The organism is Streptomyces cahuitamycinicus, assembly GCF_002891435.1.
Lineage (GTDB): Bacteria > Actinomycetota > Actinomycetes > Streptomycetales > Streptomycetaceae > Streptomyces > Streptomyces cahuitamycinicus.
This window is the reverse complement of the sequence record NZ_POUC01000009.1, coordinates 17,104-38,665: the sequence shown is the minus strand read 5'-3', so window position 1 is coordinate 38,665 and position 21,562 is coordinate 17,104. Positions and strand designations below refer to the sequence as shown.

Below are 21,562 nucleotides of genomic sequence, written 5' to 3'. Positions count from 1 at the left end.
GAGTAACACGCGCACCGGACCACCCCTCGCAGTAGGCCCCGACTCGACCTCACGCCCGACGAACCGGCACCCGCCCGGCGGGAGTCTGGAGACCGATCCAGACACCGACCGGAGGGAGCCGGACCCATGGGGGCCGTAAGGACGCGTACCGGGCGGAAGCGGGCCGTGCCCTGGGTGGTGGTCGGGCTGTGGCTCGCCGCACTCGTGCTGGTCGGGCCGCTCGCCGGCAAGTTCGCCGACATCCAGCAGAACCGCGCCGTCGACTACCTGCCCGACAGCGCCGACTCGACCCAGGTGGCGCGGATCCAGGACGAGTTGCCGGGCGGTGAGGCTACCGACCTGGTGCTCGTCTACCACCGGGACGGCGGCCTGACCGACGCCGACCGGCGCACCGCCGACGAGCAGATCACCGAGGTGAGCGGCGCCTACGACCTGACGGGAGAGCCGCGGGGTATCCCCTCGAAGGACGGCTCCACCCTGATGTACCCGGTCACCAGCACCCAGCCGGGCCAGGACGAGAAGGCCCGCGACGCCTTCGTCGACGGGGTGCGGGACATCGCCGACGGCGAGGGCGGACTGAGCGTCGAGGTCGGCGGGCCCGGCGCGCTGAACACCGACATGAACAAGGTGTTCGAGACGCTCGACGCCACACTGCTGCTCGCCACCCTCGCCGTCGTCACCGTGCTGCTCATCCTCATCTACCGCAGCCCCTTCCTGTGGCTGGTGCCGCTCGCCGTGGCGGGGGTCGCCGCCGCCGTGGCGATGGCCGCCGGGTACGGGCTGCACGAACTGTTCGACGTCACCGTCACCGGCCAGAGCGGCGGCGTGATGACCGTGCTGGTCCTCGGCGCCGGCACCGACTACGCGCTGCTCCTCATCTCCCGCTACCGCGAGGAACTGCGGCGTCACGAGCGGCCGTACGACGCAATGCGCGCCGCCCTGCGCGGCTGCGGGCCGGCGATCCTCGCCTCCTCGGGGACCGTCGCGGCCGGGCTGCTGTGTCTGCTCGCCGCGGACCTCAACAGCAGCAGCGGCATGGGGCCGGTCGGCACCATCGGGGTGCTCGCCGCGCTGGTCGCCATGACGACCCTGCTGCCGGCCGTTCTCGTGCTGCTGGGACGGCGGGTGTTCTGGCCGCTGATCCCGGCGTTCGGGAGTGAGCCGAAGGCCCGGCGGTCGCTGTTCGCCGCGATGGGCACCTCGGCGACACGGCGGCCCGTGACCGTGCTCGTCACAGGGGGCGTCCTGCTCGGAGCGCTCGCGCTCGGCACGCTGAATCTGTCCGGGTCCATCAAGCAGGAGGACTCCTTCACCGAGCGGCCCGAGTCCATCACCGCCATGCAGACGCTGGCACGGGAGTATCCCGAGCGCAGCAGCCGGCCCCTGACCGTCATCGCGCCCGGGGAGCGGGCCGAGGCGGTGGGCGAGCGGGCCCGGGCGACCGAGGGGGTCGCCGAGGTGATTCCCGGGCGGAGCGGGGCGGGATGGACCGAGATCGCCGTCTTCACCACGGCGGTGCCGGAGACCCCGGCCGAGACCCGCACCATCGAGGCGCTGCGGGCCGGGGTCGACTCCGAGGGCGCGTACGTCGGCGGGCCCAGCGCACAGCTGATCGACCTGGCCGAGAGCGAGGCACGGGACCGGAAGCTGATCGTGCCGCTGGTACTCGGTGCGGTGTTCGTCATCCTGGTCGGGCTGTTGCGCAGTCTCGTCGCGCCGTTGCTGCTGCTGACGGCGGTGGTCGCGGTGTGGGGAGCGGCGCTCGGCATCGGGGGGCTGGTGTTCGAGCCCGTCCTCGGGTTCGGCGGGAACGACCCCGGACTCGGGCTGCTGTCCTTCGTGTTCCTGGTCGCCCTCGGCGTGGACTACGGGATCTTCCTGATGCACCGGATGCGGGAGGAGTCCGTGCGCGGGGCCGAGCCGGAGGCCGCGGCGCTCACCGCCCTGCGGACGACCGGCGGGGTCATCGCCTCGGCGGGAGTGGTGCTCGCGGCGACGTTCGCGGTGCTGACGACGCTGCCGATGGTGGGGCTGGTGGAACTCGGGTTCGTCATCGCGGTGGGAGTGCTGCTGGACACCTTCCTGGTGCGTACGTACCTGGTGACCACGGCGAGTGTGCTGCTCAAGCGGCGGATGTGGTGGCCGGGCAGGCTCTCCCGCGCACCGCGGCAAACGGCCCCACCGCCGGAGCGGAAGCCCATGACCGCGAACGCCCCCTGACCGACCCACGGCGTCCCTCCTCTCCCGGAGGGACGCCTTCCGCACCGAGGATGACACCTGTGCAGGCATCCACCACCACGACGGCGACCTGGTCGCGTCCCGCGGAGCGGATCATGGCCGCGATCAACCGCGATCCGCTGACGGCCCCGCACGCCCTCCGCAACGACGCGGTCCTCGCCCTCCTCGTCGCCGGCTTCTCCGCCGTCCTCGCGCTCCTGGTCGACGACGGCCGCCGGCCCGACGCGCTCGGCTGGGCCCTGCTGCTCACCTCCCACGTGCCGCTCGTGTGGCGCCGCCGCCGTCCGCTGCTCGTCCTGCTCGCCGTGATCGTCTGTGTCTTCCCGTACCACTTCCTCGACTACCCGCACACCGCGGCCACCCAGGCCGCCTACGTCGCCCTCTACACCGTCGCCGTCACCGGCCGGCCGCTGCGCACCGTCCTGGTCGGCATCGGTGTCATCGCCCTGGCGGTGAGCGTGATGCTCACCATCAGCGCCCACGAGGCACTGGGGTTGCTGAAGGCGTCCGGCTGGGTCGTCGCCGTGCTGTTCTGCGGAGTCGACGTGCGCTTCTACCGCCAGTACGTCACCTCCATCGTGGAACGCGCCGAGCGCGCCGAACGCACCCGCGAGGAGGAGGCCCGGCGGCGCGTCGCCGAGGAGCGGCTGCGGATCGCCAGGGACCTGCACGACCTGCTGGCCCACAGCATCACCCTCATCGGCGTGCAGACCTCCGTCGCCGCCCACGTCCTGTCGGCCGACCCCGAGCGGCTCGACCGGGAGACGGTCGCCAAGGCCCTCGACGACATCGCCGAGACCTGTCGCAGCGCCCGCGGTGAACTCCGCACGACGCTGGAGGTGCTGCGCGAGCACAACACCCCCGACGCCCGCGGCCCGCTGCCCGGCCTCGACGGCCTGCCCGACCTGGCGGAGGCCGCGCGGCTCGCCGGTGCCCGGGTCGAGCAGAGCGTACGGATACGGCAGGCACCGCCCGCCGTGGGCGCCGCCGCGTACCGCATCGTGCAGGAGGCCCTGACGAACGCGGTACGGCACGCGGGGCCCGAACCGGCCGTCCACGTCGAACTGGCGGAGCGCCAGGGCGTCCTGCACCTGTCGGTCCGCGACGACGGCACCGGCCCGGCCCCGGGCGGCACCCCGGGCTTCGGGCTCGTCGGAATGCGGGAGCGGGCCCGCAGCGTCGGTGGCACACTCGACGCCGGACCGCGCACCGGGGGCGGGTTCGAGGTCACCGCGGTGCTGCCGCTGGCCACGACGGGGGAGAGGGACGGATGACCATACGGGTGCTGCTCGCGGACGATCAGACCCTGGTGCGGGAGGCGTTCGCGATGCTCGTGGAGTCCGCCCGGGACATGGAGGTCGTCGGCCAGGCCGCCACCGGGCGGCAGGCCGTGGAACTGGCCCGCGACGCACGCGCCGACCTCGTGGTGATGGACATCCGCATGCCCGACCTGGACGGCATCGAGGCGACCCGGCTCATCGCCGCCGACGAGGACCTCGCGGGCGTCCGGGTGCTCGTCCTCACCACCTACGACACCGACGAGAACATCGTCGACGCGCTGCGTGCCGGCGCCTCCGGCTTCCTGGTCAAGGACACCAGGCCGGCCGAACTCCTCGACGCCATCCGCACGGTCGCGGCCGGGGACTCCCTGTTGTCGCCCGGGCCCACGGCACGGCTGATCGAGCGGTTCCTGCGCAGCCCCACCGCTCCGGCGACCGGCGGGCCCGAGTGCCTGTCCGGCCGGGAGCGGGAGGTGCTCGCGCTGGTCGCGCGCGGCCTCAACAACACGGAGATCGGCGACGCGTTGGGCCTGAGCCCGCTCACCGCGAAGACCCACGTCAGCCGCATCATGGGCAAACTGGCGGCACGGGACCGGGCTCAGCTGGTCATCGTCGCCTACGAGTCGGGGATGGTGACACCGGGGAGCGTCTGAAGGGTGCGCTTCAGATCAGCCCGGCCGCCGCGAGGTACTTCCCGACCTGCTCCACCTCGTCCGGTGACAGCGGGATCTGCGGTTCCGCCGTCGCCGGGCAGTCGATCACGCCGCGCAGGTGCAGCGCGGTCTTGAAGGCGCCGATCGCCGAGGAGTTCGGGCCCATCCGGGCCGGGGCGCCGACGTTCACCATGCCGAACAGCGCGCACAGGCGCTCCTGTTCGGCCCGGGCCGCCTCCCAGTCCCCGGCGCGGCACAGGCCGTCCAGGCGGACGTAGCCGTGCGGATCGACGTTGCCCAGGCCCGGCACCGTGCCGTCCGCGCCGATCGCGAGAGCCGCGTCGACGATCAGCTCGGATCCGGTCAGCACGCTGAAGCCGGCGATGCCCCGGAGTTCCCGGGCGCCGGTCACGACCCGGCGGAAGGCGGCGAGGTCACCGCTGGAGTCCTTGAGCCCGGCCACGACACCGTCCGCGGCCAGCTCCAGGACCACGTCGGCCGGCAGCTTCGTGTGGACGGCGACGGGAAGGTCGTAGGCGATCACCGGGACCGGGCTCGCCGCGGCGACCGCGCGGTAGTGGCGGGCGATCTCCGCCGGGTGGGTGCGGGTGTAGAACGGGGCGGTGACGACGACCGCGTCCGCGCCCGCCGCCGTCACGGACGCCACGTGGTCCAGGACCCGGGGCGTCGTCATGTCGATCGCCCCGGCCAGTACCGGGAGCTGCCCGCCCACATGCCCCGTCACCGACTCGACTACCAGCCGGCGCTGCCGGTCCGGCAGAAACGCGGCCTCCGAGGTCGAGCCGAGCACGAACAGTCCGTGCACTCCGCCCGCCACCAGATGGTCGACGAGCCCGATCAGCGAGGGGACGTCCACCTCGCCGTCCGGTGTCAGGGGCGTGCAGACGGGCGGGATGACACCGGTCAGCGGGGTGAACGTCATGGGGCCTCCATCGGGTTGCGCCGGTGGACGAGGTCACGGGTCGACTCGTCCTCCCGGACAGGATGGTGGCACCGAAGCGGTGTGCGGGCGCCGACGCGGCGGAGATTCCCGGCGTCTGCTCCGCGCCCGTCCAGTCCGCCGTCCGGCAGCGGCTGCGGAACGGGCAGCCGCCCGGCGGCCGGGGTCTCCTCCACGATCCGGCCCGGGTACGAGGTGATCACCCGGTCGCTCGTCCGCCGTACCGTCCGGAGGCCGGACCGGCACCGCGTACGGCACGGGTTGACGGGCTGTCAGGGAAAGTCCGCCACCGGGCGGGCGCACGCGGAGCATGATGAGGGGTGTGAGCCAACAGTGGAGCGAGAGTGATGCCGGTACCCTGCGACTGCCCTCGGGCCGGCTGGTACGAGGCCGGGGCCTGCGGCATCCGCTGGACCCCGAGGCGCCCCTGCCCTCCTACGGCGTCTACCTGCTCGGCCGGCGGCCGCCCGAGGTCCCCTGGGACTCCGCCTGGATCCGCTGGCCCGACTTCCGCCTCCCGGCGGAGCGGGCGGCCGCCCGCGCGGTGCTGGCCGGCGTGTGGGAGCGGGCCGCCGGGGAGCGGGTGGAGATCGCCTGCGGCGGCGGACGCGGCCGCACGGGCACGGCCCTGGCCTGCCTGGCGGTGCTGGACGGCGTGCCGGCACAGGAGGCGGTGGAATACGTCCGCCGGCACTACGACCGGCATGCCGTGGAGACGCCCTGGCAGCGGCGGTACGTACGCCGGTTCGGCGAGGGGCGAACCTGATGAACCCGACGTGACGGAGCACTACCAGTCGCAGTACACATCCCGGCCGGGGCGCTCGCCCGTCGCCAGGAAGCGGGAGACCGTGGCGTCGCCACAGGCGTTGCCGTTGGCCAGATAGGCCTCATGGCCGGTGGAGTTCACGGTGACCATGACCGCCCGGTCGCCGAGGGCCCGCCGCAGTTTCCGGGCGCCCGCGAGCGGGGATGCGACATCCCGCTCGTTCTGCACGAGAAGGATGTTGGAGGGGCCGCGGTCGGTGACCCGTACGGCCGGCTCCTTCGGCTCGTACGGCCACGCGGCGCACACCATCGGTCCGCGTGGCATGCCCGCGGTCAGCGGATACGCGGCCCGGCTCGCGGCGACGCCCTTCTGGTACGCCGCGGCCGAGTCGGGCCAGTCGACGTCGTTGCAGATGGTGCCGACGCCGACCGCGGCGAGGTTCTGCAGGACCGACTCGGGCGGGTTCTCGGGCGCGGGCGGCACGGTGCCCGCGCGGGCGGCCCGGATGGTCTTGGCCAGGGTCGGGTAGTCGTCGGGGTCGTAGAGGCTGGACAGCATGATCTGGCGGAGGGCGTTGCCGTCCAGCCGCGGGGGGTGGGCGCCGGGCCAGGGGAGGGGATCGCGGTCCAGCCGGGCGGCGAGCCGCAGGAAGCCGGACCGGACCTCGGCGGGCGTCCGGGCGACCCGGTGCGGATTGCCGGGCCTGGACGCCCACTTGGCGAACTCGGGGAAGTTGTCCTCGACGCCGGTCTCGAAGGCGGCGAGCCAGTTGCGGGTCGCGCGGGTGTGGTCGGGGTCGTTGTTGCTGTCCAGCACGATGCGGTCGGTGCGGTGCGGGAACAACTGGGCGTAGACGGCGCCGACGTAGGTGCCGTACGAGACACCCCACGCGCTGATCCTCTTCTCACCGAGGGCGGCCCGCAGACGGTCCAGGTCGCGGGCCTCGTTGGCGGTGCTGATGTGCCGGATCAGCTCACCACCGTTACGGGCGCAGGCCTCGGCCGTACGCCGGGCGGTGGCCATGTTCGCGTCGACGGAACCGTCCGTGGCCGGCCAGGGCAGACGCTTGGTCATGCTGATGTCGGCGGGGTCGAGCTCGCAGTCGACGGAGGTGGAGGGCGCCATCCCGCGCGGTGCGAACCCGACGAGGTCGTAGGCGTCCCGCACCTTCCGCGGCAGCTTCTGCCCCTTGCCGGAGGGGTCGCCGAGACTGTCCCCGCCGGGACCGCCCGGGATGAGTAACAGCGCGCCCCGCCGCGCGGACGGCTTCTCAGCGGGGATCCGGGAGACGGCGATCCGGATCTCCGGGCTGTCCGGGTCGGAATAGTCCATGGGGACGTCGAGCGTGGCGCACTGCTGTCCGGGGTCGAGGCCGGGGCCGGAGCACCGGGTCCAGTCGAGGGAGTCGGGTGCGGCGGCGGATGCCCCGCCGGGCCCGGCGAATCCGAGTATCGCACCGGCGGCGACGGCCAGCGCCACATGTTTCGTGATCTGCTTCATGCCGAACAGCCTGGCGGACTTCGGCGGACAGCCACATCCGGGTAACTCCCGGTAATTCGGGGGGATTACCTCAGGGTGGCGGTAAGGGCCGAAGCTCTGGGGCCGGCCCCCGGCGGTCGCAGCATGAAGATGTCGATCGCGTCCTGCGTCTCCACCGTGAAGCCGTGCCGTTCGTAGAGATGGCGGGCCGGGCTGCCCTGGAGGACGTTCAGCCGGACGAGGTGGCCGGAGGCGTCCGTCCCGCTCAGAAGGGTTCGCAGGACCGCGGAGCCCAGACCCCGGCCCTGGAGCGCCGGGGCGAGGTAGAAGTGCTCCAGCCAGTGGCCGGTTTCGGACGGGCGCAGTGTGACGCTGCCGGCGAAAGCGCCGGCGGCCGTGATGACCGACGTGTGCCGGGCGGAGAAGCCGTCCCGCAGGCGCTGCCTGACCCGGTGCCCGTCGTAACGGCCCAACCGCTCCAGGTCCGGGCGCATCACCACGGCCCGTAGTTCCGCTATGGCCTCGACGTCCGCCGGCCGCGCGGGGCGCATGCCCCATTCCGGCTGCGGAATCCCCTGTGATTTTTCCACCGTTGGATTGTCTCAATGGACCGCGGCATACCGCTCGTCGCCACCGGCCTCCCGCAATGCGTTTCCCGTCCGGGCGTTTTGCGGCACGCCGCACCGAACCCCTTTGTGTCGCGCCGCAGTTGTACGGCACAGACCCTTCCCGAGTATAGACGCGGAGCGTGACCGGAAAGATGCGAAGAGTGAAACCGTGAAAGGAGGGGGAGCACGGTGGAGGCACGACACTCGGCGCTTCGCGCCGAAGAAGCGGAGGACGTGGTGAAAGAATTGCGGGCAGAACTCGTCAAGGCCGGAATTACCCCGCCCTCGCCGGGGCTTGGCCCGGTGAGTTTTGTGCGGGAAGCGCCCTGCCCGCTCATCAAGGGGAGCCGATGTGCAGGGGACGCCGCCCGGCGGCACGCGGCGGTGCCGCGATGAAGCCTCCGGTCGGCGCGTATGTCGTGGACACCCGCATCGGCCGCATCGGCATCGTGATGGGGCATGAGGGGCCCTACGTGCAGCTGAGGCCGTACGGGGGTGGCAGGGAGTGGGACGCCGACCCCGGATCCGTCCGGCACGCCACCCCGGCCGAGCGGCTGCGCGCTGCGACCGCGTACGCCAACGCCCGCAGCAGGGGCGAGGTCCCTTGACGTGACGACCCTGCCAGAATGGCTCCATGAGTCTGTTCCGCGACGACGGCATCGTGCTGCGCACCCAGAAACTGGGTGAGGCGGACCGGATCATCACGCTGCTCACGCGCGGTCACGGACGGGTACGCGCGGTGGCCCGGGGCGTGCGCCGGACGAAGTCGAAGTTCGGTGCGCGTCTCGAACCCTTCTCCCACGTCGACGTGCAGTTCTTCGCCAAGGGGAGTGAGCTCGTCGGCCGGGGGCTGCCGCTGTGCACGCAGAGCGAGACCATCGCGCCGTACGGTGGCGGGATCGTCAGCGACTACGCGCGGTACACGTCCGGCACCGTCATGCTGGAGACCGCCGAGCGGTTCACCGACCACGAGGGGGAGCCGGCCGTGCAGCAGTACCTGCTGCTGGTCGGAGGCCTGCGGACCCTGGCCCGCGGGGAGCACGCGCCGCACCTCGTGCTCGACGCGTTCCTGCTCCGCTCCCTCGCCGTCAACGGGTACGCCCCGAGCTTCACCGACTGCGCGAAGTGCGGGATGCCCGGGCCCAACCGGTTCTTCTCCGTCGCGTCGGGCGGTTCCGTCTGCGTGGACTGCCGGGTGCCCGGCAGCGTCGTACCCTCGCCCCAGGCCCTGGAGCTCCTCGGCGCCCTTCTTACGGGAGACTGGGAGACCGCGGACGCGTGCGAGGCGCGCTACGTCCGGGAGGGCAGCGGGCTGGTGTCCGCGTATCTGCACTGGCACATGGAGCGCGGACTGCGCTCCCTGCGCTACGTCGAGAAGTAGCGCGAGCAGCGCACAACAGAGCAAGCGAGCACGAGGAGACGAGAAACACATGGCCGTACGCGGGATCCTGGGGCGCCAGCGCCGGGAGTACAGGACGCCGGAGCCGCACCCGTCCGGCGCGCGGCCCCCGAAGGTCCCCGGGGAGTTCGTACCGCAGCATGTGGCGATCGTCATGGACGGCAACGGCCGCTGGGCCAAGGACCGGGGCCTGCCGCGCACCGAAGGGCACAAGGTCGGCGCCGAGCGCGTGCTGGACGTGCTCCAGGGGGCCATCGAGATGGGCGTGGGCGCCATCTCCCTGTACGCCTTCTCCACCGAGAACTGGAAGCGCTCGCCCGACGAGGTGCGCTTCCTGATGAACTTCAACCGGGACTTCATCCGCAAGACCCGCGACCAGCTCGACGAGCTGGGCATCCGGGTGCGCTGGGTGGGCCGTATGCCCAAGCTGTGGCGCTCGGTCGCCAAGGAGCTCCAGGTCGCCCAGGAACAGACCAAGGGCAACGACCGGCTGACCCTTTATTTCTGCATGAACTACGGGGGCCGGGCCGAGATCGCCGACGCCGCCAAGGCCATGGCGGAGGACGTGAAGAGCGGCAGGCTCGACCCGTCAAAGGTCAGTGAGAAGACCTTCGCGAAGTACATGTACTACCCGGACATGCCGGACGTGGACCTGTTCCTGCGGCCCAGCGGTGAGCAGCGCACCTCGAACTACCTGATCTGGCAGAGCGCCTACGCCGAGATGGTCTTCCAGGACGTGCTGTGGCCGGACTTCGACCGGCGTGACCTGTGGCGTGCCTGCCTGGAGTACGCCTCACGCGACCGCCGCTTCGGCGGGGCCGTCCCGAACGAGGAACTGCTGGCCGTGGAGGGCGAGCAGCCGTAACGCGCGAGCGGCCCGGCATCGCCTCCGGTGACAGCCGGGCCGCCTCAGCTGCTGAAAACGAGGCCGACGGGCACCTGCCTCAGGGGCGCGGGGAACTGCGCGAACACCCCCACGCACCCGCAGCCGGCCACGAAGCCTGCCCCAGGGGCGCGGGGAACTGCGCGACCAGCCACGGATTCGGCCGCAGCCGTCAAACCGCGCCACCCCCACGGCGATCACCGGCTCAACCGCCGGAGGCCCCCGCACAGTCCGCACACGTCCCGAAGATCTCCACCGTATGGGCCACGTTCACAAACCCGTGCTCCGCCGCGATGGCCTCCGCCCACCTCTCCACGGCCGGTCCCTCGACCTCGACGGCCTTGCCGCAGCCGCGGCACACGAGGTGGTGGTGATGGTCGTCGGTGGAGCATCGGCGGTAGACGGACTCGCCGTCGGCGGTCCGCAGGACGTCGACCTCACCGGCGTCGGCGAGGGACTGCAGGGTGCGGTAGACCGTGGTGAGCCCGACCGAGTCGCCCTTGTGCTTGAGCATGTCGTGCAGTTCCTGCGCGCTGCGGAACTCGTCGACCTCCTGCAGGGCCGCCGCCACAGCGGCCCGCTGCTTGGTGGCGCGGCCCTTAACGGACGGTCCAGCGGTCGTCACCGTTGCCTCCTCACGTCTGCCTTGCCCGGGCCATTGTGCCAGCCCGGGGCGGGGGCGGTCAGACGCCGACCTCGTCGGCCGCCGCCCGGCTGCCCGGGATCGCGCACTCGGCGGGGTCGGCCGTCGTGTCCCCGCCCGCCGTGCCGCGGGCGCGGCGGCGGGCCAGCGGGGCGGCGAGCGCCGTCAGCACGATGAACGCGCCGATGGTCAGCAGCACGATCGTCGCGCCGGGCGGCACGTCCTGGTAGTACGAGGTGACCGTGCCGCCGATCGTCACGCTCACACCGATGGCCATGGCGATGGCGAACGTCGCGGCGAAGCTCCGGCCGATCTGCTGGGCGGCCGCCACGGGCACCACCATCAGCGCGCTGACCAGCAGCAGCCCGACCACACGCATCGCCACCGTCACCGTGACGGCCGCGGTGATGGCCGTCAGCAGGTTCAGCACGCGCACCGGCAGGCCCGTCACCCGGGCGAACTCCTCGTCCTGGCTGACCGCGAACAGCTGCCGGCGCAGGCCGAGGGTGACCAGGACGACGAAGGCGGCCAGAACGCAGATCGCCGTGACGTCCGAGTCGGACACCGTCGACAGTGAGCCGAACAGGTACGACGTCAGGTTGGCGTTGGAGCCCGTCGGCGCGAGGTTGATGAACATCACACCCCCGGCCATGCCGCCGTAGAACAGCATCGCGAGGGCGATGTCGCCGCGGGTCTTGCCGTACCAGCGGATCAGTTCCATGAGGACCGCGCCGAGGACGGAGACGAGGGTCGCCATCCACACCGGGGACCAGGTCAGCAGGAAGCCGAGGCCGACGCCGGTCATCGCCACGTGGCCGATGCCGTCGCCCATCAGGGCCTGACGGCGCTGGACGAGGTAGATCCCCACGGCGGGGGCGGTGATGCCGACCAGGACGGCGGCGAGCAGGGCCCGCTGCATGAAGGCGTAGTCGAGGAAATCCATCAGCTCAGCAGTCCCGTGCGGAAGGGTTCGGAGCCCGCCGGCGCGTGCGGGTGTACGTGGTCGTGGCCGGGCAGGGCGTGCTGCCCGACGGCCATCGGGGGCGGGCCGTCATGGACGACGCAGCCGTCGCGCAGGACGACCGCCCGGTCGATGAGGGGCTCCAACGGGCCCAGTTCGTGCAGCACGAGCAGCACGGTCGTGCCCTGGGAGACCTGCTCGCGCAGGGTGTGCGCGAGGACCTCCTGGCTGCCCAGGTCGACGCCGGCCATCGGCTCGTCCATGATCAGCAGCTCGGGTTCGGATGCCAGCGCGCGAGCGATGAGGACGCGCTGGTGCTGGCCGCCGGAGAGGGCGTCGACCGAGTCCTTGGCCCGGTCGGCCATGCCGACGAGGTCCAGGGCACGGCGTACGGCGGCGTGGTCGGCCTTGCGCAGGACGCCGAAGCGGGCCCGGGACAGGCGGCCGGAGGAGACCACCTCGGTCACCGTGGCGGGCACGCCGCCCGCGGCCGTGGTGCGCTGCGGGACGTAGCCCACGCGATGCCAGTCGCGGAACCGCCTGCGGTCCGCGCCGAACAGCCGGATCTCGCCGGCGCCGGTCTGCACCTGGCCGATGATGCTGCGCACGGCCGTGGACTTGCCCGAGCCGTTCGCGCCGAGCAGCGCGACGACCTCGCCGCGCCGCACGGTCAGGTCGATGCCGCGCAGCACGGGGCGCGAGCCCAGGTCCGCGCGGACCCCGCGCAGGGATACGACGGGCTCGGTCATGCCGTCCTCCGATGGGTGTGTCACTTGGCTCCCAGGGCCGTCCGCAGGGCCTTGAGGTTGGCTTCCATGACCTGGAAGTAGTCGTCGCCGCGGGACTTGTCGGTGATGCCCTCCAGCGGATCGAGGACGTCCGTCTTCAGGTTGGCGTCCCGGGCCAGGGTCTTCGCGGTCTTGTCGGACACCAGTGTCTCGTAGAAGACGGTGGTGACGCCGTCGGCCTTGGCCTCCTGTTGGAGCTCCCTGACCCGGGCGCCGCTGGGCTCGCTCTCGGGGTCGATGCCGGAGATCGCCTCCTGGGTGAGGCCGTAGCGCTCGGCGAGGTAGCCGAAGGCGGCGTGGTTGGTGAAGAAGACCTTGGACCGGGAGTTCTTCAGGCCGTTCTCGAAGTCGCTGTCCAGGCCCTTCAGCTTCGTGACCAGGGCCGCGGTGTTCTTCTTGTAGTCGGCGGCGTGGTCGGGGTCGGCCTTCTCGAAGGCCTTGCCGACGCCCTGGGCGATCTCGGCGTACTTCACCGGGTCGAGCCAGACGTGCGGGTCGCGGCCGTGTTCCTCCTCCTCGGAGTGGCCTTCCTCCTCGGCGTGGCCCTCCTCGCCCTCGTGGGTGTGGCCACCGGTGCCGTGGTCCTCCAGGTGGGTCAGGCCGGCCGCGTCGATCTTGGTCTTGATGCCCGTCTGGCCGACGGCCTCGTCGACGGCGGGCTGGAGGCCCTTGAGGTAGAGCGCCGCGTCGGCCTCCTCCAGCTGCGCGCGCTGCTTGGTGCTGATCTCCAGATCGTGCGGCTCCTGGCCGGGCTCGGTCAGGCTGGTGACATTCGCGTGGTCGCCGCCGATCTGCTCGGCGAGGAACGCCATCGGGTAGAACGACGCGACGACGTCGAACTTGTCCGTGTTGCCCGAGGCCGCGCTGTCGCTGGAGCAGGCGGTCAGGGCGCCGAGGCCGAGAGCGGAGACCAGGGCGGCGGGTATGAGGCGTCGTCGTACGTTCATGACACTCATTTTCAGCAAATATGGAAACCGTTGTCAATAAACGGTCTGAACAGCAGGGGTCCGGAGCGGCCCCGCGGCGGCCGAAGGGGGAGCGATTTGATTGAGGGGGCGCCCCCGCCGGTAACCTGAAGCATTCGCTGGAAGCACCTGGCTTCGCCCGCCCGTCACCCCTGATCGAGGCGCTTCGCGCCGCACCGTCAGTAACCGTCGTCGTAATGAAGAGAGCACCGTGGCCGCCGACAAGATCGACACCATCGTCAGCCTGAGCAAGCGCCGGGGCTTCGTATTCCCCTGCAGTGAGATCTACGGCGGCCAGCGCGCCGCTTGGGACTACGGCCCCCTGGGTGTCGAGCTCAAGGAGAACCTCAAGCGCCAGTGGTGGCGCTACATGGTGACGTCGCGCGAGGACGTCGTGGGCATCGACTCGTCCGTGATCCTGGCCCCCGAGGTCTGGGTCGCCTCCGGCCACGTCGCCACCTTCACGGACCCGCTGACCGAGTGCACCTCCTGCCACAAGCGGTTCCGCGCGGACCACCTCGAGGAGGCCTACGAGGAGAAGAAGGGCCGCGCCCCGGAGAACGGCCTCCTCGACGTCAACTGCCCCAACTGCGGCAACAAGGGCCAGTTCACCGAGCCCAAGCAGTTCTCGGGCCTGCTGTCCACCCACCTCGGCCCCACGCAGGACTCCGGCTCCGTCGCCTACCTGCGCCCCGAGACCGCCCAGGGCATCTTCACCAACTTCTCGCAGGTGCAGACCACATCGCGCCGCAAGCCGCCGTTCGGCATCGCCCAGATGGGCAAGTCCTTCCGCAACGAGATCACGCCCGGCAACTTCATCTTCCGCACCCGCGAGTTCGAGCAGATGGAGATGGAGTTCTTCGTCAAGCCGGGCGAGGACGAGACGTGGCAGGAGTACTGGATGGAGCAGCGCTGGAACTGGTACACCGGTCTCGGCCTGCGCGAGGAGAACATGCGGTGGTACGAGCACCCGAAGGAGAAGCTCTCCCACTACTCCAAGCGCACCGCCGACATCGAGTACCGCTTCCAGTTCGGCGGCAGTGAGTGGGGCGAGCTCGAAGGTGTCGCCAACCGCACCGACTACGACCTCGGCGCCCACTCCAAGGCCTCCGGCCAGGACCTCACCTACTTCGACCAGGAAGCCGGCGAGCGCTGGACGCCGTACGTCATCGAGCCCGCGGCCGGTGTCGGCCGGGCGATGCTGGCGTTCCTGCTGGACGCCTACATCGAGGACGAGGCCCCCAACGCCAAGGGCAAGATGGAGAAGCGCACCGTGCTGCGCCTCGACCACCGCCTCGCCCCGGTGAAGGTCGCGGTGCTGCCGCTGTCCCGCAACCCGGAGCTCTCCCCGAAGGCCAAGGGCCTCGCCCAGGCGCTCCGCCAGAACTGGAACATCGAGTTCGACGACGCCGGCGCCATCGGCCGCCGCTACCGCCGCCAGGACGAGATCGGCACGCCGTTCTGCGTGACCGTCGACTTCGACACCCTGGAGGACAACGCGGTCACCGTCCGCGAGCGCGACTCGATGAAGCAGGAGCGCGTCTCCCTCGACCAGATCGAGGGCTACCTGGCGGCCCGCCTCATCGGCTGCTGATCGCCTCTCGCCACGTCGCGGTGCCGGGTTCCTCCACGGAGGGGCCCGGCACCGCCGCGTCTCACAGGTCCAGGTCGACGTAGACCGCCGCGTGGTCCGAGGCGCGGTTCCACTTCGAGGTGACGGTGTCGAAGGACTTGATCGTGGACGGCGCCCAGATGCCGCGCCGCTCGACCTCCACATGCTGCACCTGCTCCCACAGCGGCGGCGGCAGCAGCACGTAGTCGAGCTTCTGGCTCTCGGAGCTGCCCGTGCCGTGGGTGCCCGGGGCGCCCCGGTAGGACGGGTGGCTCATCACGTCCCGCAGGCCCGTGCCCAGCAGGGCCCCGATCGCCTCGCTGGACGGCCCGTCGTTGAGATCGCCGGCGACCACCACGTACGGCGAACGCTCCAGGGCGGTCTGGTAGATCGACGCCACCCGCCGGGCCTGGGCGATGCGCAGCTCCGGGTCGTCGCCGCTCTTGCTCTTGAGGTGGTTGCCCAGCAGCCACAGCGGCGTGCCGCCGATCTGGATCTCGTACTCCGGGCAGTCGCGGCTGAAGAGGTACGCGCCCGGGCGGTCCGGGTCCGGGTCGAACAGATGCGACCGCATGGACGTGACCGGATGGCGGCTGAGGATCCCCACGTCGATGCCGCGCGGGTCGTTGCCGTCGATCACCAGGTCGTAGGGGTAGGGCGTCTTCTTCAGGTCGGCGCCCAGCACCTGCTCGTTGAAGCGGTGCAGGGTCGTGCGGTCCTCCACCTCCACCGTGAGGAGGATGTCGGCGTCGACCTCGGCGATCACCCGGCCGGTGTTGTGCACGGCCTCCCAGTCGAGGTCGTCACGGACCAGCTCCACCCAACCCGTCCACCCCGGGCGGCCCTTGGCCACGATCTCGAAGGTGACGTGCTCGCCGCTGCCCTTCGTCCTGAACAGCGAGCCCTGGCCGCGCGTCTCGTTGACGAAGAACGGCCTGTCCTTGCGCGAGTCGTGCGCCCGGTGCTTCTTGAGGAGCGCGGCGATACGGGTCTTGGTGTCGTCGTCGTAGGTCTCCTGCTCCAGGAGGGAGACCAGCTCGGCGTAGTCGTCGAGGATCTCGCGGCGCTGCTTGTCGCCCGGGAGGCGGAAGACCTTGGGGCGGCGGAAGAGGTTCTCCGTGTTGAAGGTGGCGATACGGATCGTCATGGCGCGCTCCCTAGGGCGGCGCAGGAGTTCCGCGCGACCGGTGGGCAGGCGCCGCCGGGGAGACCGCTCGCCGGTACTTCCATTGTCGGAGCGGGTGTGAACCGTGTCGAACGGTGGGGGTGTTGAGGTCGGTGAGGTGTGGGACCGAGGCCGACTTCGCGGCGGTCGTCGGACTGCTGGGGCAGGGACTGCGGCGAACACCGCCGGGGTGTCCGGCAGCACCGGGTGCGCCCCGGCCGGGATGGGCACAGGATGGGAGACGAGGGGGTGGGTCGCCCGCGCGGGGGCGCGAAGAAGGGATGGCGATCGTGGCTCTCACACTGCGCCCGGGCACGCCGGACGACGCCGCGGAGTGCGGAAGGATCTGCTACGAGGCCTTCGCCGGCATCGCCGGGGAGCATGCGTTCCCACCTGACTTCCCGAGCCCCGACGTGGGTGTCGCGGTGATCGAGGGGGCCCTGACGCACCCCGGTTTCTACAGCGTCGTCGCCGAGCTCGACGGGCGGATCGTGGGCAGCAACTTCCTCGACGAACGCTCGCCCGTCGTCGGGGTCGGGCCCGTCACCGTCGACCCCACCGTGCAGAACGCGGGCGTGGGACGCCGCCTGATGCGGGACGTGATGGAGCGGGCCGACGAGCGCGGGGCGCCGGGAATCCGGCTGTTGCAGACCGGCTACCACAACAGGTCGTTCTCGCTGTACGTCGGCCTGGGCTTCGTCCACCGGGCCACGGTCGCCTGCGTCCAGGGCCCGCCGATCGGGCGTGCGCTGCCCGGCTGCACGGTGCGGGAGGCCATGGACGCGGACCTCGGCGCCTGCAATGACGTGTGCCGGCAGGTCCATGGCGTCGACCGTGGCGGGGAGGTCGCCGACGCGCTCAAACAGGGCGCCGCCCGGGTCGTCGAACGCGAGGGCCGCGTCACCGGGTACGCCACCGACCTGGCGTTCTTCGCGCACGCCGTGGGCGAGACCACCCCGGATCTCCAGGCCCTCATCGCGGCGGCCCCGCAGTTCGGCGGCCCGGGCATCCTCGTCCCCGCCGAAGACAGCGTGCTGCTCAGGTGGTGTCTGTCCAACGGCCTCAAGGTCGTGCAGCTGATGAGTCTGATGACCATCGGCCTGTACAACAGGCCCGACGGCGCTTACCTGCCCTCGATCCTCTACTGAGGTGTTCCGGGCCGGCTCACGCCGCTGTCGGATCCACGGTCGCCTGGTGAGCCTCCGCCAGGTGCTCCTCCGCCTTCAGCCAGGGCAGGAACTGGGCACTTCTGGACCAGCCGCAGGTGTCACATCTGATCGTGCGCTGCACGCCCGTCCGGTGCACGCGCACCACGTGCTCCCTGCCGTGCTGGTCCCAGCGGCTGACCTTGCTCGTGTCGATCTGTGTCATGGCGCCCTCCCGCGTCGACAGTTCCGGCGTTCCGGTCTGCTCGCAGCAAGGAGTGTGCAGCAAGACCAACATCAACAGGTTTCCCCGGGGACAAGTTCTCAGACGCGGACGGGCCCGATGTGCGCGGGGCCGCACGGCAACGTGCAGAAATTCAGCGGGAGATGAGTGCCAGAGCCCTGCTATGGTGCGCCGATGTCATCGATCAGGCAGGTCCAGGTCACGTTCGACTGCGCGGAACCTGAGCGTGTAGCCCGCTTCTGGTGCGAGGTTCTGGGGTACGTCGTACCGCCCCCGCCGGAGGGGTTCGCCACGTGGGGTGACTTCCATCGCACGCTGCCGCCCGAGCGCCAGGGGGCGGGGTTCGTCTGCGGTGATCCCTCGGGCGTGGGCCCGCGGCTGTACTTCCAGCGTGTCCCCGAGGGCAAGGTCGTCAAGAACCGGGTGCATCTCGACGTGCGGGTCGGTACCGGGCTCGTGGGCGAGGAGCGCCTCGCCGCGCTCGAAGCCGAGTGCGCGCGACTGAGTGCGCTCGGCGCCACACGCGTGCGCGTGCTGCTCGCCGACGAGTACGACGAGTCGTGCATCGTGATGCAGGACATCGAGGGCAACGAGTTCTGTCTCGACTGAGCGGCCTCCGGGGCGGCGAGGCGGGAGCAGCCGTGAGCGATTTAGATAGTGTGCCTAACTAATGAATCTGGCCGTTTCATTGCACGGCACAATGGAGGGATGTCCACGCCCCTGCAGATCGGTCCGCACGCCGTCCGGCCCCCCGTCGTCCTGGCCCCCATGGCCGGGATCACCAACGCGCCCTTCCGCACCTTGTGCAGGGAGTTCAGCGGCGGCAAGGGCCTGTTCGTCAGCGAGATGATCACCACCAGGGCGCTGGTCGAGCGCAACGAGAAGACCATGCAGCTCATTCACTTCGACGCGAGTGAGCGCCCCCGGTCCATCCAGCTGTACGGCGTGGACCCCGCGACCGTCGGCAAGGCCGTCCGCATGATCGCGGAAGAGGACCTCGCCGACCACATCGACCTGAACTTCGGCTGCCCGGTGCCGAAGGTGACCCGCAAGGGCGGCGGCTCCGCGCTGCCGTACAAGCGCAACCTGCTGCGGGCCATCCTGCGCGAGGCCGTCAGCGGCGCCGGCGATCTGCCGGTCACGATGAAGATGCGCAAGGGCATCGACGACGACCACATCACCTTCCTCGACGCGGGCCGGATCGCCGTCGAGGAGGGCGTCACCGCCATCGCCCTGCACGGCCGCACCGCCGCCCAGCACTACGGCGGCACCGCCGACTGGGAGGCCATCGCCCGGCTGAAGGAGCACGTGCCGGAGATCCCGGTGCTCGGCAACGGCGACATCTGGTCGGCCGAGGACGCCCTGCGGATGGTGCGCGAGACCGGCTGCGACGGTGTCGTCGTGGGCCGTGGCTGCCTCGGGCGGCCGTGGCTGTTCGCCGACCTGGTGGCCGCCTTCGAGGGCCGCCCCCAGGACATCGCCCGCCCCGCCCTGCGCGAGGTCGCCGACGTCATGGTCCGGCACGCCACCCTGCTCGGCGAGTGGATCGGCGACGAGGCCCGGGGCGTGATCGACTTCCGCAAGCACGTCGCCTGGTACCTCAAGGGCTTCGCGGTCGGCTCCGAGATGCGCAAGCGCCTCGCGATCACCTCCTCGCTCCAGGAGCTGCGCTCCGGCCTGGACGAGCTGGACCTCGACCAGCCCTGGCCCGTCGGCGCCGACGGCCCCCGGGGGCGTACGTCCGGCAACAACCGGGTGGTGCTGCCGGACGGCTGGCTGAAGGACCCGTACGACTGCGCCGGGGTCGGCGAGGACGCCGAACTGGACACCTCCGGCGGCTGATTCAGCCCTTGGAGGGGCGGGGCGTGGAGCCGAACGCCTTCAGGAAGCGGTCGCGGAAGGAGTCCATCCGCCACACGGGCGCGTCCCGGCCGGGCTTGAGGCCTTCCGTCCAGTTCCAGCCGGCGACCTTGTCCAGGACCTTCGGGTCCTTCGCGACGATCGACACCGGCACGTCCCGGGAGGCGCCGTTCCCGCTGACCCGGGCGATCGGCTGGTGGTCGCCGAGGAAGACCAGCACGGTGTCGTCGGTGCCGTAGCGCTGCAGCCACTGGGTGAGGCTGGTGAGCGAGTACCGGATGGACCGGCCGTACTCCTCGCGGGACTTGGCGGTGTCGGTGAGGACGTCCGAGGCCTTGTGGCCGGCCCTCTGGATCGCGTCGAAGACCGAGCCGTCGCCGAGTTCGTCCCAGCCGACCATCTTCGGCAGGGGTGCCCAGGGCTGGTGGCTGGAGGTCAGGATGACGAACGACATCAGCGGCTTGTCGCGCTTCTTCCCGTGCACCCGGCGCTGGAACGCCTCCAGCGCGTACTGGTCGGGCATGGTCGACCAGCTGAACTTCGGCCCCTCGTAGCCCAGGTCGTAGGCGTCGTACACCTTGTCCAGGCCGTACCACTTCTCCTCCGGCCAGCCCTTCTGCACGCCCGGCATGACGCCGACCGTGTCCCAGGCGCCGGTCTTCCGGAACGCCTTGGTGAGGGTGAGGTGGTCGCCGGCGCTGACCGTGCGGTAGCGGCGCTGGTTGTCGATCCACAGGCCGGACATGGTCGTGGAGTGGCCGAGCCAGCTGCTGCCGCCGTACGTCGCCGACGTCAGCCAGCCGCTGCGGGCGGCGAAGCCTGCCTTCTCCAGGGCGGCGGTGCTCGTGTCCAGGGTCCGGCCGACGCCGGGAGCCATGACCGGGTCCTCGATCGCGCTGCGGCCGTAGCTCTCGACGAACGTGAAGATCACGTCCTTGCCGCGCAGGTCCGGGAGCAGCTGTCCGGGCGGGGTGTTGCCGAAGGTGTCCGCCTTCGACTGCTTCACGAACGCCGCCTCGTCCCGCAGCGACTGAACCGTCCGCTGCGCGTGCACCCTGAGGGCCCCGGCCCCGCGCTCGGAGGCGATCGGCCCGCCGAACAGGGTCAGGCCCAGCGCGGAGCAGGTGACCCAGACGGTGCCCGCGATCAGGGCTCCCTTGGTCGCCCGTACCCGGTGGCGGGCCAGCACGCTCGCGAGCCGGACCGTCGCCGCCACCATCACGGCCGCCACGAGCAGCACGAGCACGACCGCGCCGACGGCGGCGGCCGTCGCGACGCCCCCGCCCAGCGTGTCCTCGACGTACGCCTGCGCGTCGGGCAGCAGATCCCAGTCGAGCGCGGCGTTGAAGCCCCGGCCCAGGTATTCGTTGAACCCCATGTCGAGCAGGTTCACCATGGTCAGGGCGGTCAGGCCGAGCCCGTACAGCACCGCCGCCACCAGCCGGGGCCGGCGGGGGAGCGCCAGCACGACGACGGCCCCGAGGACCGCCTCGGCCGGGATCCGCGCGAAGCCGGCCGCCTTCAGGGCGGGGAGGGTGTTGGGCATCAGCAGCGCGCCGACGACCAGGACGGCGGCGAGGGCGGTGGTGGTCAGGTGGAGCGCGCGGGCACTTCGGGGGTGCCGGGTGCGCCAGGTGCGCAGGCGGGTGACGCGGTCGAGGGGAGTGCGTGAGGCGGCCGCGGCCGTTGTCTTCCCCTCGTGCTCTCCCCTCTCCCCACCCGCCGGTTCGTCCTCGGCCCCGGGTACGCCGTCACCCGGCTGTGACGACCCGCTGAAGCGTGTGAAGACAGGCACCCGGAGGTCCTTCCCGTTCAAAAATCCGGTGAGGTGGCGGACCCGCGTGGGGGTGCGGGTCCGCCACCGTTCCGTACGGGAGGTCCCTCGGGTGTGTTCAGCCCGCCGGGCCGGCGC

22 protein-coding genes are annotated in these 21,562 nt (G+C 71.3%); 11 read left to right on the top strand and 11 right to left on the bottom strand.

Annotated features, from left to right (window positions below; translation table 11 throughout):
• Positions 1–126: 126 nt before the first annotated feature.
• Genes C1J00_RS02580 through C1J00_RS02570 form a run of 3 tightly spaced genes read left to right on the top strand, consistent with a single transcriptional unit; the run spans position 127 to position 4,171 of the window.
• A complete protein-coding gene (locus C1J00_RS02580) occupies positions 127–2,220 on the top strand; it encodes an MMPL family transporter (RefSeq protein ID WP_102907394.1) in 2,094 nt (697 codons plus the stop codon).
• Between the two features lie 50 nt (positions 2,221–2,270).
• Positions 2,271–3,512 carry a sensor histidine kinase gene (locus C1J00_RS02575; RefSeq protein ID WP_102907393.1) on the top strand — a complete coding sequence of 414 codons (1,242 nt, stop codon included), beginning with the start codon at positions 2,271–2,273 and terminating at the stop codon, positions 3,510–3,512.
• Positions 3,509–4,171, top strand: a complete 663-nt coding sequence (locus C1J00_RS02570; RefSeq protein ID WP_102907392.1) for a response regulator transcription factor — start codon at positions 3,509–3,511, stop codon at positions 4,169–4,171. Before C1J00_RS02575 ends, C1J00_RS02570 begins: the two co-directional genes overlap by 4 nt.
• Before the next feature lie 10 nt (positions 4,172–4,181).
• Here the strand turns inward: C1J00_RS02570 and C1J00_RS02565 are convergent, their stop codons facing one another.
• Both C1J00_RS02565 and C1J00_RS02560 read right to left on the bottom strand, forming a co-directional pair.
• Complete coding sequence (locus C1J00_RS02565) at positions 4,182–5,114, bottom strand: dihydrodipicolinate synthase family protein (RefSeq protein WP_102907391.1); 933 nt, start codon at positions 5,112–5,114, stop codon at positions 4,182–4,184.
• Positions 5,111–5,335 (bottom strand): hypothetical protein, encoded by a 225-nt coding sequence (locus C1J00_RS02560; RefSeq protein WP_342751647.1) that lies wholly within the window; start codon positions 5,333–5,335, stop codon positions 5,111–5,113. The genes C1J00_RS02565 and C1J00_RS02560 overlap by 4 nt, the downstream gene beginning before the upstream one ends.
• 110 nt (positions 5,336–5,445) lie before the next feature.
• Here C1J00_RS02560 and C1J00_RS02555 point away from each other — a divergent pair, with 110 nt between their 5' ends.
• Positions 5,446–5,898, top strand: a complete 453-nt coding sequence (locus tag C1J00_RS02555) for a protein-tyrosine phosphatase family protein (protein WP_102907412.1) — start codon at positions 5,446–5,448, stop codon at positions 5,896–5,898.
• 21 nt (positions 5,899–5,919) lie between these two features.
• Here C1J00_RS02555 and C1J00_RS02550 read toward each other — a convergent pair whose 3' ends face one another.
• Together C1J00_RS02550 and C1J00_RS02545 are read right to left on the bottom strand one after the other, a co-directional pair.
• Entirely contained in the window at positions 5,920–7,398 is a 1,479-nt protein-coding gene (locus C1J00_RS02550; protein WP_102907390.1) for an alpha/beta hydrolase, read from the bottom strand.
• Between the two features lie 65 nt (positions 7,399–7,463).
• Positions 7,464–7,928: a GNAT family N-acetyltransferase gene (locus C1J00_RS02545; protein ID WP_102907389.1), complete on the bottom strand. Its 465-nt coding sequence runs from the start codon at positions 7,926–7,928 to the stop codon at positions 7,464–7,466.
• A 449-nt stretch (positions 7,929–8,377) separates the two neighbouring features.
• Between C1J00_RS02545 and C1J00_RS02535 the strand changes: the two genes are divergently transcribed.
• Genes C1J00_RS02535 through C1J00_RS02525 form a run of 3 tightly spaced genes read left to right on the top strand, consistent with a single transcriptional unit; the run spans position 8,378 to position 10,249 of the window.
• Positions 8,378–8,593, top strand: a complete 216-nt coding sequence (locus tag C1J00_RS02535) for a hypothetical protein (RefSeq protein ID WP_102907387.1) — start codon at positions 8,378–8,380, stop codon at positions 8,591–8,593.
• 26 nt (positions 8,594–8,619) lie between these two features.
• The gene (recO, locus tag C1J00_RS02530) at positions 8,620–9,366 is read left to right on the top strand and encodes a DNA repair protein RecO (protein ID WP_102907386.1); all 747 of its coding nucleotides are present in this window, start codon (positions 8,620–8,622) and stop codon (positions 9,364–9,366) included.
• 49 nt (positions 9,367–9,415) lie between these two features.
• A complete protein-coding gene (locus tag C1J00_RS02525; RefSeq protein ID WP_102907385.1) occupies positions 9,416–10,249 on the top strand; it encodes an isoprenyl transferase in 834 nt (277 codons plus the stop codon).
• Between the two features lie 223 nt (positions 10,250–10,472).
• On the opposite strand, the gene C1J00_RS02520 is transcribed toward C1J00_RS02525, so the two are convergent.
• Genes C1J00_RS02520 through C1J00_RS02505 form a run of 4 tightly spaced genes read right to left on the bottom strand, consistent with a single transcriptional unit; the run spans position 10,473 to position 13,606 of the window.
• Positions 10,473–10,892, bottom strand: a complete 420-nt coding sequence (locus tag C1J00_RS02520; RefSeq protein WP_102907384.1) for a Fur family transcriptional regulator — start codon at positions 10,890–10,892, stop codon at positions 10,473–10,475.
• A gap of 58 nt (positions 10,893–10,950) precedes the next feature.
• Positions 10,951–11,853: a metal ABC transporter permease gene (locus tag C1J00_RS02515; RefSeq protein ID WP_102907383.1), complete on the bottom strand. Its 903-nt coding sequence runs from the start codon at positions 11,851–11,853 to the stop codon at positions 10,951–10,953.
• Positions 11,853–12,620: a metal ABC transporter ATP-binding protein gene (locus C1J00_RS02510; RefSeq protein WP_102907382.1), complete on the bottom strand. Its 768-nt coding sequence runs from the start codon at positions 12,618–12,620 to the stop codon at positions 11,853–11,855. Before C1J00_RS02510 ends, C1J00_RS02515 begins: the two co-directional genes overlap by 1 nt.
• A gap of 20 nt (positions 12,621–12,640) precedes the next feature.
• The gene (locus tag C1J00_RS02505; protein ID WP_102907381.1) at positions 12,641–13,606 is read right to left on the bottom strand and encodes a metal ABC transporter substrate-binding protein; all 966 of its coding nucleotides are present in this window, start codon (positions 13,604–13,606) and stop codon (positions 12,641–12,643) included.
• A gap of 229 nt (positions 13,607–13,835) precedes the next feature.
• Here C1J00_RS02505 and C1J00_RS02500 point away from each other — a divergent pair, with 229 nt between their 5' ends.
• A complete protein-coding gene (locus C1J00_RS02500; protein WP_102907380.1) occupies positions 13,836–15,218 on the top strand; it encodes a glycine--tRNA ligase in 1,383 nt (460 codons plus the stop codon).
• A 61-nt stretch (positions 15,219–15,279) separates the two neighbouring features.
• Here the strand turns inward: C1J00_RS02500 and C1J00_RS02495 are convergent, their stop codons facing one another.
• Entirely contained in the window at positions 15,280–16,383 is a 1,104-nt protein-coding gene (locus tag C1J00_RS02495) for an endonuclease/exonuclease/phosphatase family protein (RefSeq protein WP_102907379.1), read from the bottom strand.
• A 299-nt stretch (positions 16,384–16,682) separates the two neighbouring features.
• Between C1J00_RS02495 and C1J00_RS02490 the strand changes: the two genes are divergently transcribed.
• Entirely contained in the window at positions 16,683–17,549 is an 867-nt protein-coding gene (locus C1J00_RS02490) for a GNAT family N-acetyltransferase (RefSeq protein ID WP_102907378.1), read from the top strand.
• 16 nt (positions 17,550–17,565) lie between these two features.
• On the opposite strand, the gene C1J00_RS02485 is transcribed toward C1J00_RS02490, so the two are convergent.
• Positions 17,566–17,772: a hypothetical protein gene (locus C1J00_RS02485; protein ID WP_102907411.1), complete on the bottom strand. Its 207-nt coding sequence runs from the start codon at positions 17,770–17,772 to the stop codon at positions 17,566–17,568.
• A 192-nt stretch (positions 17,773–17,964) separates the two neighbouring features.
• Here C1J00_RS02485 and C1J00_RS02480 point away from each other — a divergent pair, with 192 nt between their 5' ends.
• A complete protein-coding gene (locus C1J00_RS02480; protein ID WP_102907377.1) occupies positions 17,965–18,399 on the top strand; it encodes a VOC family protein in 435 nt (144 codons plus the stop codon).
• A 99-nt stretch (positions 18,400–18,498) separates the two neighbouring features.
• Positions 18,499–19,632, top strand: a complete 1,134-nt coding sequence (dusB, locus tag C1J00_RS02475; RefSeq protein WP_102907376.1) for a tRNA dihydrouridine synthase DusB — start codon at positions 18,499–18,501, stop codon at positions 19,630–19,632.
• Between the two features lies 1 nt (position 19,633).
• Here the strand turns inward: dusB and C1J00_RS02470 are convergent, their stop codons facing one another.
• Positions 19,634–21,445, bottom strand: coding sequence for a sulfatase-like hydrolase/transferase (locus C1J00_RS02470; protein WP_102907375.1), 1,812 nt, complete (start codon positions 21,443–21,445; stop codon positions 19,634–19,636).
• Positions 21,446–21,562 lie beyond the last annotated feature (117 nt).